The 8,498-nt window shown below is 54.0% G+C and carries 11 protein-coding genes; 2 read left to right on the top strand and 9 right to left on the bottom strand.

Annotated features, from left to right (window positions below):
- Together H5U36_07200 and H5U36_07195 are read right to left on the bottom strand one after the other, a co-directional pair.
- Positions 1-813, bottom strand: an 813-nt coding sequence (locus tag H5U36_07200) for a threonylcarbamoyl-AMP synthase (GenBank protein ID MBC7217910.1), incomplete at its 3' end; no start/stop codon positions are given.
- A 2-nt stretch (positions 814-815) separates the two neighbouring features.
- Positions 816-1,886, bottom strand: coding sequence for an NTP transferase domain-containing protein (locus tag H5U36_07195; GenBank protein MBC7217909.1), 1,071 nt, complete (start codon positions 1,884-1,886; stop codon positions 816-818).
- Positions 1,887-1,951: 65 nt separating this feature from the next.
- Here H5U36_07195 and H5U36_07190 point away from each other — a divergent pair, with 65 nt between their 5' ends.
- Positions 1,952-2,200 carry a hypothetical protein gene (locus H5U36_07190; GenBank protein ID MBC7217908.1) on the top strand — a complete coding sequence of 83 codons (249 nt, stop codon included), beginning with the start codon at positions 1,952-1,954 and terminating at the stop codon, positions 2,198-2,200.
- Here the strand turns inward: H5U36_07190 and H5U36_07185 are convergent.
- The 7 genes from H5U36_07185 to fabZ are packed head-to-tail and all read right to left on the bottom strand — an operon-like array spanning position 2,175 to position 7,476.
- A complete protein-coding gene (locus tag H5U36_07185; GenBank protein ID MBC7217907.1) occupies positions 2,175-3,176 on the bottom strand; it encodes a hypothetical protein in 1,002 nt (333 codons plus the stop codon). The genes H5U36_07190 and H5U36_07185 overlap by 26 nt on opposite strands.
- Positions 3,173-3,913: a polysaccharide deacetylase family protein gene (locus H5U36_07180; GenBank protein ID MBC7217906.1), complete on the bottom strand. Its 741-nt coding sequence runs from the start codon at positions 3,911-3,913 to the stop codon at positions 3,173-3,175. The genes H5U36_07185 and H5U36_07180 overlap by 4 nt, the downstream gene beginning before the upstream one ends.
- Complete coding sequence (gene trxA / locus H5U36_07175; protein MBC7217905.1) at positions 3,858-4,193, bottom strand: thioredoxin; 336 nt, start codon at positions 4,191-4,193, stop codon at positions 3,858-3,860. Before trxA ends, H5U36_07180 begins: the two co-directional genes overlap by 56 nt.
- Complete coding sequence (gene plsY / locus H5U36_07170) at positions 4,165-4,788, bottom strand: glycerol-3-phosphate 1-O-acyltransferase PlsY (GenBank protein MBC7217904.1); 624 nt, start codon at positions 4,786-4,788, stop codon at positions 4,165-4,167. Before plsY ends, trxA begins: the two co-directional genes overlap by 29 nt.
- Before the next feature lie 5 nt (positions 4,789-4,793).
- A complete protein-coding gene (gene fabF, locus H5U36_07165; protein ID MBC7217903.1) occupies positions 4,794-6,035 on the bottom strand; it encodes a beta-ketoacyl-ACP synthase II in 1,242 nt (413 codons plus the stop codon).
- A 14-nt stretch (positions 6,036-6,049) separates the two neighbouring features.
- Positions 6,050-7,018 carry a ketoacyl-ACP synthase III gene (locus tag H5U36_07160; protein ID MBC7217902.1) on the bottom strand — a complete coding sequence of 323 codons (969 nt, stop codon included), beginning with the start codon at positions 7,016-7,018 and terminating at the stop codon, positions 6,050-6,052.
- 11 nt (positions 7,019-7,029) lie between these two features.
- Complete coding sequence (fabZ, locus tag H5U36_07155) at positions 7,030-7,476, bottom strand: 3-hydroxyacyl-ACP dehydratase FabZ (protein ID MBC7217901.1); 447 nt, start codon at positions 7,474-7,476, stop codon at positions 7,030-7,032.
- 131 nt (positions 7,477-7,607) lie between these two features.
- Here fabZ and H5U36_07150 point away from each other — a divergent pair.
- A partial coding sequence (locus H5U36_07150) for a SurA N-terminal domain-containing protein (protein ID MBC7217900.1) occupies positions 7,608-8,498 on the top strand: 891 nt, incomplete at its 3' end.

Here is an 8,498-nt window from a genome sequence, read left to right as displayed (position 1 = left end):
GTCCCGGGATGGAGAGAGGATTTCAACCCGAACGAAACGTTCAGGATACTTCGCCGAAGAAAAAGCGAGAAGCCCCACTCGCAGCCCTGGCGGAGGAGGGGTATCCTGAGGAACAATTCGAAGGGGAACAGAAGGAGCGTAATGAGAGGGAAGCTGCCCAGGAGAACGGGGGACACTCGAAAGGTAGGCCTCTCTAACCTTCCCAATGACTCTTTCTATCTCCTCGAGAGGAACGCCTCCGGGTCTCAAGAGGAGAGGTTCATCGGCAAGCTCGATGACCGTCGACTCCACCCCTATGGGGCACCTTCCCCCATCGAGGATGAGCTCAATCCGATCCCCAATCTGTCTTGCCACATGCACCGCAAGAGTTGGGCTCAAGCGTCCAAAGCGATTGGCACTCGGAGCAGCAATGGGCACTTGGGCCTCTCGAATGAGCCGCAGGGCAACAGGATGCGCAGGCATCCGTACCGCAACCGTAGGAAGACCCGCCGTAACGATATCAGGAATAACAGGTTTCTTAGGCAACACAAGGGTCAGGGGTCCTGGCCAAAATCGCTCTGCAAGGAGCAGGGCCCTTGGATCCGAGAAATCGCAGAGTTCCCCAGCCATGGTAAGGTCAGCAACATGGACGATGAAGGGGTCGAAGAACGGACGTTCCTTTACCTCAAAGACGCGGGCGACTGCCCGAGCATCAAGAGCACAGGCTCCAAGACCGTACACCGTCTCCGTAGGAAAGGCAACAAGTTTTCCCTCTCTGAGGAATTCTGCGGCCTTTCGAATTGCCTCCTCAGTTGCCGGAAGGATTTCAGCCATAGCTACAGGTATTCTCCTTTGCCCATCTCTTCCAAGTACCGCAGGAGACGACGCACTTCCTGGTCCCTCTGGCGAGGCATAAGGAAAAGGATGTCCCTCTCTTCCACAAGGACTACGTCCTCTACCCCAAAAAGGACAACCGGCTTTTCAGTCCAGAGGACACACCCTCTACTCTCTAAGGCAACGCACTCTCCCAAGGCTGCATTCGAAGAAGCGTCTTTCGGGAGAACATCGTACAGACTCTCCCATGACCCCACATCGCTCCAACCGAATTTCCCAGAAACCACGAGGATGTTTGGAGCTTTTTCCATGACCGCGTAGTCAATCGAGAGAGAAGGCAACGCAGCGAAAACCCTCTTGAGCACTTCTTCTTCCCCTGGAGTTCCAAGGTTCCTGCCAATTTCCTCCAGTCCTTTCGCAATTTCGGGAGCCCACTGCCTTAAGGCTGCAAGGATGGCTCCGATGGTCCATACGAACATCCCACTGTTCCAGAGATATCCCCCGAGACGAAGGTACTCCTCTGCCGTCTTTCGGTCCGGTTTCTCCGTGAACCCCATCCCGTAGTACACTCGGCCTCGGGCATCTTCCCGAAAGAGATCCCCACAGCGGATGTACCCATACCCGGTGTGAGGTCGGTTAGGTTCTATCCCAAAGGTTACAAGCCACTCGCCCGCTTGGGCAACTTCTGTAGCAAGCTCAACGGCCTTTCGAAAGTTCTCATCGTCAAGAATCACATGGTCCGCAGGGAGGACAATCATAACTTCCTGGGGCGAAGAAAAGCGGGAAAGAAAGAGCGCAGCAAGACCAATGCAGGGAGCAGTGTTCCGCCCTACCGGCTCAAGGATGAGGTTGCGAGACGAGAGAAAAGGAAGCTCTTCGAGAACTGATGCAGCGTGCTCCTTCTGGGTAACCACGTAAAGGTTCTCAACCCCAACCAGAGGAAGAATGCGCTCGACCGTGCGGGCAAGAAGGGTCTTTCCAAAGAACCTCACAAATTGCTTCGGTCGATGGCTCCGGCTCAACGGCCAGAGGCGTTCTCCTTTCCCACCAGCCATGACTACAGCAAAAGGCACAGCGCTACCCCCTTTTTCTGCTATTATACCGAATCTGCTATAATACGAAAAAAGGAGGTAAAAAGGTGAGCTGTAATCTCCTTCTTGTGAAGATTGACCGCCGTTCTCAAGCTGCTCCAGAGGTTCAGAAAACCCTCACCGAATTCGGACGCCTCATACGAGCTCGACTTGGTCTCCATGAAGCGTCTCCCACGTACTGCGCCGAAGACGGCCTTGTTATCCTTGAGCTTCGGGGGAAAGGAGAGGATACCAAAGCCTTAGAAGAGGCGCTTTCCCGCATCCCTGGAGTCACAGTGCTTGCCGTGGAGCTCTGAAAAGACGAAAGGGAGGAAAGTACATACTGCGACGTCCCCTCTCCTCCCCGTCTCTTGATACCCTCAAGGCCCCGGGAACGACAGCTTCAATTCTCCCGGGGACGCACTGAACTCCCCAGATGGAAAGGAGTTCCTCCTCCCAGGAAACCCCTTCAAGAACCCCAAGACCAAGGTCTCTCCCATCCCCGCTGTAAAGTCCACAGATAATCCCCATTTCTTCCCCTTCGAAAGGGAGAAAAACCTCTTCTCCAAGGCTTGCAAATCGCATACCTTCCTCTTCTCTTTCCGCCTTCCAAGAGAAAAAGGATGGGTAGCAGGGGAGAGAAAAGCGGAGCGCCTGTACCGGAAGGCGCATCTCCCTCCCGCCAGAAAAGTACAGGGCAAAGAGCTTCTTTCGGTGCCTTCGGCGCACCTCGGAGCATTTCGCTAAGGCTTCGGAGGGCACAGGAAGAACAAGAAGGCGTTCCTTCAAAAAAGAGGCAAAAAGGGCGAACTCTTCCTCCTCACCCAGGGCGAGAACAATTTCTGGGTCGATGAGCCGAATCTTGAGCGTCTTGAGGTAGTATCCTGGCAACGAATGGAAAAGCCCACAGGTATCGACGAGAACAACATCGCTCTTTTTCCTGACCGTGCGCACGAGATCCCAAGCAAGGTACGCAAAGGCAACGATATCCCGCTCTGGTGTTGTATCCCCAAAGAATCGAAAATGGGTTGTAAAGAGGAGATCCTTTGGATTTGCCCGTCCTGAAAGCACCGCGGCTCCAAGGGTTGTTGGGGGCCCAATCTGGGATTGACCAGGGTCTGTATCCACCCACCCGACCCGCTTCCCCTCCCGAAGGAACATCTCTACAAGGAGACGCACGAGGGTCGTTTTCCCCCGATCAGGGGGAGCCACAGCCACAATGGTTCCCCGAAAATCCGAAAGAGCTTCCTCAAGAAAAGCCCACTCTTTAGGCCAGAAGAGTCGCTCCATCATGGCCACAAAAGAAGCGAGAGGGGAACAACCTCATATCCCCTCTCTTCGAGGGCTTGGAGCACCTGAGGGAGTGCCCGAACGGTGCAGGGAAGAGGATGGAAAAGAACAATGGCACCGGGGTGCACTCTCTGGAGAACAGAAGTCACCACTTCTTCTCCGTCCTTTGCCTTCCAATCCCCTGAGTCCACACTCCAGAGAACGAGGGTATACCCCAAAGCCCCACAGGCCCGTTGCACATCCTGGGTCACAAGCCCCCCTGGAGGTCGAAAGTACAGAGGAAGTTGACCCGTAACTTCAAGAATAGCCCTTTCGGCCCGCTCAATGTCCTCCCGAATCTCTTTCTCCAAACATCCCTTGGTCAGCACATGGGAAAAGGAGTGATTCCCAATCTCATGTCCTGCAGCAACAATGAGATGCACAAGCTCTGGATGGCGCAGAACCTGAGATCCGACAAGGAAAAAGGTCGCCCGTACCTTGAATCTCTCAAGAACAGCAAGAATCTCCCCTGTGTACCCATTCGGGGCATCGTCAAAGGTAAGGGCGATTCTCTTCCCCGCTTGGATGTTCTCCCGAACAAGGCGCAGGGCATTCAGGCCAAAAACACGTTCTCCCTGAACCTCAATGGCCTCTGCGCCCTGGAGAAAAAGGAGAACTGCGGCAAGGACAAAAAGGTACGAGAGTCTATGCCTCGCCCAGAATCCTTCGTAACCGTTCTTCGAGGCTTTTCTTTGGAACATACCCCACGACTCGTTCCACTTCCTTCCCGTCCTGGAAGAAGATGAGAGTGGGAATGGCATGGACCCCATACCGCATGGCTAAGGATGGAGCATCGTCTGTATTCACTTTCCCCACCTTAACCCGTCCGGCCCACTCTCGCGCAATATCAGCAACCACCGGAGCCATCATACGGCAGGGCATGCACCAGGTCGCCCAGAAATCCACAAGAACTGGCATGGGGGAACGGAGCACTTCTTCGTCAAAATTCGTCTCATTCAATTCCAAAATTCCTTCGTCCACCTTCTCCACATCCTTTCTCGCCGATTTTCAGCTCTTTCCCTTGTGTGAGTCGGCGAATATTGTCTTTGTGCCTTACAAACACACAGATTGCCGCCAGTATTCCCCACCATACGAAAACCGGAGGTCGATGGAAAAGGAAAAGGAAAACCGGCATAGCTGCTGCTCCACTCAGAGACCCAAGAGAGGAGTACCTCGTGAGTACCACCATAAGAACCCAGGTCAAAAAGCACAGAAGAGCCGCTTGCCAGGAGAGGAAAAAGAGTACTCCGAGTGTCGTGGCCACTCCCTTACCTCCTCTGAACCTCAAAAAGCACGACCAGTCATGCCCCACAATGACAAGAAAGGCCGCGGCGAGAAAGAGAGGAGACACCCCGAAAAACCGAAAAGCAAGGTATGCCCCGAGGAAACCTTTGAGAGCGTCTCCCACACCGGCAAGAAGAGCAGGGAAAAATCCTGCCACTCGAGAGACATTCGTCGCTCCGATATTCCCACTTCCGTACTTGCGGAGATCCACACCCCGGAAAGCCCATGTGACCAAAAGCCCACAGGGTAAAGACCCTAAGAGATAGTTCACCGGGAATATCCAAACCGCCACAGTGCTCACCCCTCGTACCTCCCAAAAACCAGAGTCCCGTTGTGCCCCCCAAAGCCGAAGGAATTCGAAAGAGCGTTACGGATCTCAAGGGGGTGGGCTTTCCAAGGGGTGTAATCGAGATCGCACTCAGGATCAGGCTCTTCAAGGTTGATGGTGGGATGGACAACTTGATGGTAAATTGAAAGAACCGTGGCCGCTGCTTCAATGGCTCCCGCCGCTCCAAGGAGATGACCAACCATGGACTTCGTGGAACTGATTTTGATTCGGTACGCCCGCTCACCGAAAACCTTCTTGATGGCAAGGGTCTCGGTGCGGTCGTTGAGGGGAGTGGAGGTACCATGGGCGTTAATGTAGTCCACCTCATCAGGTGATACACCGCTATCCTCAAGAGCAAGGCGCATGGCCCGAGCTGCTCCCTCGCCCTCTGGATCAGGAGCGGTAATGTGGTACGCATCACAGGTCGAGGCATATCCTTTGAGCTCGGCATAAATCCGCGCACCCCGATTGAGAGCCACCTCTTCCGCTTCAAGAACAAGAGCACAAGCTCCTTCAGCCATAACAAACCCGTCGCGGTTACGATCAAAGGGGCGAGAAGCTTTCTGGGGCTCGTCGTTGCGGGTCGACAGCGCCTTCATGGCACAGAAACCAGCGATGGCCAAGGGGGTAATAGACGCCTCAGCCCCAACGGCAATCATAATGTCGGCTTCGTTCCGCTGGATAATGCGGAGGGCCTCTCCCAAGGCATGAGTCGATGCTTCGCAGGCGGTGGAAACGCAGCTATTTGGACCCTTGAGACCGAGCTGAATGGCCACGTTTGCTGCCCCCATGTTCACAATCATCATGGGGATGAAGAAAGCGCTCACCTTCTGAGGTCCCCGTTCAAGGAGTACTCGGTACTGCTCTTCGAAGGTTCGAATGCCCCCGATACCGGATCCAAGAATGACTCCCGCTCTCTCCCGGTTGATTCGATTGAGATCGAGCTGAGCGTCCTTCAGAGCCATGAGGGAGGCACAAACAGCAAACTGAGAGAAACGGTCCATTCTCCTTGCTTCTTTCTTGGGCAAGAAACCCTCGGGGTTGAAGTCCCTAACCTCTCCTGCAATCCTGCTCTCGAACGGAGTGGGATCAAAGCTCTGGATGATATCGATGCCCGACTTCCCCTCAAGGAGAGACTGCCAGAATTTCTCCTTACCCGTACCCACAGGGCTTATAACCCCGATACCTGTGACAACCACTCGTCGTGCCAACTGCCCAACCCCCTTTACCACTCTATGAGCGCAGCCCCCCACGTGAGACCTGCGCCGAAACCTACAAGGAGTACGATATCTCCCTTACCGATACGCTGCGACCGTAGCGCCTCGTCAAGGGCTATAGGCACCGAAGCTGCAGAGGTGTTGCCGTACCGGTCAACGTTGACAAAAATCTTTTCCTCGGGTATTCCGAGGCGTTTAGCCGCCGATTGGATGATTCGGATGTTCGCCTGATGGGGAATAAAAAGACTCACATCGTCAATGGTCTTCTGCGCTTTCTCGAGGACCTTTCGCGAAGCCTCTTCCACCACTCGCACTGCGAATTTGAAAACCTCGTTCCCATTCATTTTAATGTAGTGGAGTCGCTTCTCTACCGTCTCGAAGGAGGCCGGCATTCGGGAACCCCCAGCAGGAAGCTCAAGGAGATGAGCCCCACCTCCATCGGCTCCAAGGTACGTTGCAAGAATCCCTGGTCGCTCATCAAGACCAAGTACTACCGCCCCTGCTCCATCGCCAAAGAGCACGCACGTTGCCCTGTCCTGCCAGTCCACGATTTTGGAGAGGGTCTCAGCTCCTACAACCAATGCCTTCCCCTTTCCTTCGGCAAGGAGGTACTTCTCGGCAACCGAAAGGGCGTACACAAATCCGGTGCACCCTGCCTCAAGATCAAAGGCAAAGGCATTCTTTGCCCCCAGAGCATGCTGGAGAATACAGGCCGTAGATGGGAAAAGCATATCCGGCGTGACCGTTGCGACTATGATGCAGTCGAGCTCCTCCGGAGCAACGGAGGCACTCCGAAGTGCTCTCCAAGAGGCTTCAAGGGCAAAAGTTGAAGTGGTTTCTGAGGGAAGAGCAATGCGCCGTTCCTTTATCCCGGTTCGGGTGGTGATCCACTCATCACTTGTGTCTACCATACGCTCAAGGTCAAGGTTCGTGAGTACCTTCTCTGGAACGCTTGAGCCTGTTCCAAGGATACGCACCCACTGGGTCCTCAAGAGAGTTCCTCCTTTTCCTCTCGAACAAGGGAAAACCCAAGTTCTGCCTCGGCAACCACCTGTTCCCCAACCTTTGCCACACCTTTGAGCTTTCCCACACGACCCTTCATTTTGAGGAGTGTAACCTCCATGACGAGCTGGTCTCCAGGAACCACCGGACGGCGGAAGCGAACGTTATCCAAGGAGGCAAAGTACGGAATGCATCCCCGGAACTCCTCCATGTACATCATCATGGTTGCTCCTACTTGCGCCATGCTCTCAATGATGAGCACCCCAGGCATAACCGGTCTTCCAGGGAAATGTCCCTGGAAAAACCATTCGTTCGCCGTGACGTTTTTCACCCCCACAACTTTCCCTTCCTCGAGAGCAACGATTCGGTCCACAAGAAGGAAGGGGAAGCGGTGGGGAAGAATCTCCTGGATCTTTCGAATATCCATCTCCATTCTCCAGACCCCCATCGATGCGCAACGTTTCTAATACTCTATCGAAACTCCCCAAAATTGACAAGGTTGAACCACTGAAGTAGTATTGTACAAGAAATTCCCGGAAAATGGGCTCATGAGGTGGATAGGATATGATGAGGACGTTGCGCAAGAACATCGATATCATTCTCATTATCGTTGTGGTTGCCTTCGCCGTTACCATCTACTACGGGTATGGTTCGTACCGGCGGGCTGGCCGTGCTGGGCAAGCTATAGCAGCAACAGTCAACGGTACCGCCATCAGCTTCTACACCCTTGACCAAGCCTTTCGGAATTTCCTGAGCCAGTACGATTCGAAAACCTTAAGCTCCTGGGATGAAGAGACCTTTAACCTCATTCGCCGTCTGGTTCTTGAAAACCTCATCAACAATGAACTCCTCTACCAAGAAGCCCGCGCCCGAAGGGTTCGAGTCTCCTCGAAGGACATCCAAGAGGAAGTTGAGAGAATACGCGCCCAGTTTCCCTCGGAGAACGAATTTCGCCGGTACCTTGAGTACCAGGGCCTGACGCTTCCAGCGCTTCGGGAGTCCATTCGCCGGGAACTCATGATTCGAAAACTCACCGAGAGCCTCGTTGCTGATCTTCCAGTCCCTGACGAGGAAGTTACAAAGTACTACCAAGAGCACCAGGACCTCTTCACTACTCCAGCTCAGTACCACCTCCTTAAGATGACTTTCCTCACCAAAGAGGATGCGGAGAAAGCCCTGCGCCGCCTCTACCTCGGAGAGGATTTCGCAAAAATCGCCCGGGAGGTTTCCCTTGACGAAGCAGCACAGAAAGGCGGAGACGCGGGTTGGGTTGCCGAAACGGCACTGCCCCAAGAAGTCAAGGAAGCCTTAGAGAAGGTCAAGGAGGACCCTCGAAACGTAACTCCCCCCATTCAGGTGGGGAACACCTACGTCATCTACCGGGTTCTGGAGTGGAAGCCAAGAGAAACCAAGCCTTTTGAAGAAGTTAAAGAGAACATTCGCCAGTACCTTCTT

It is taken from the genome of Candidatus Caldatribacterium sp., from assembly GCA_014359405.1.
Taxonomy (GTDB): domain Bacteria; phylum Atribacterota; class Atribacteria; order Atribacterales; family Caldatribacteriaceae; genus Caldatribacterium; species Caldatribacterium oleiphilum.
The sequence above is the reverse complement of the archived record's forward strand: the minus strand, read 5'-3'. Positions and strand labels throughout refer to the sequence as shown.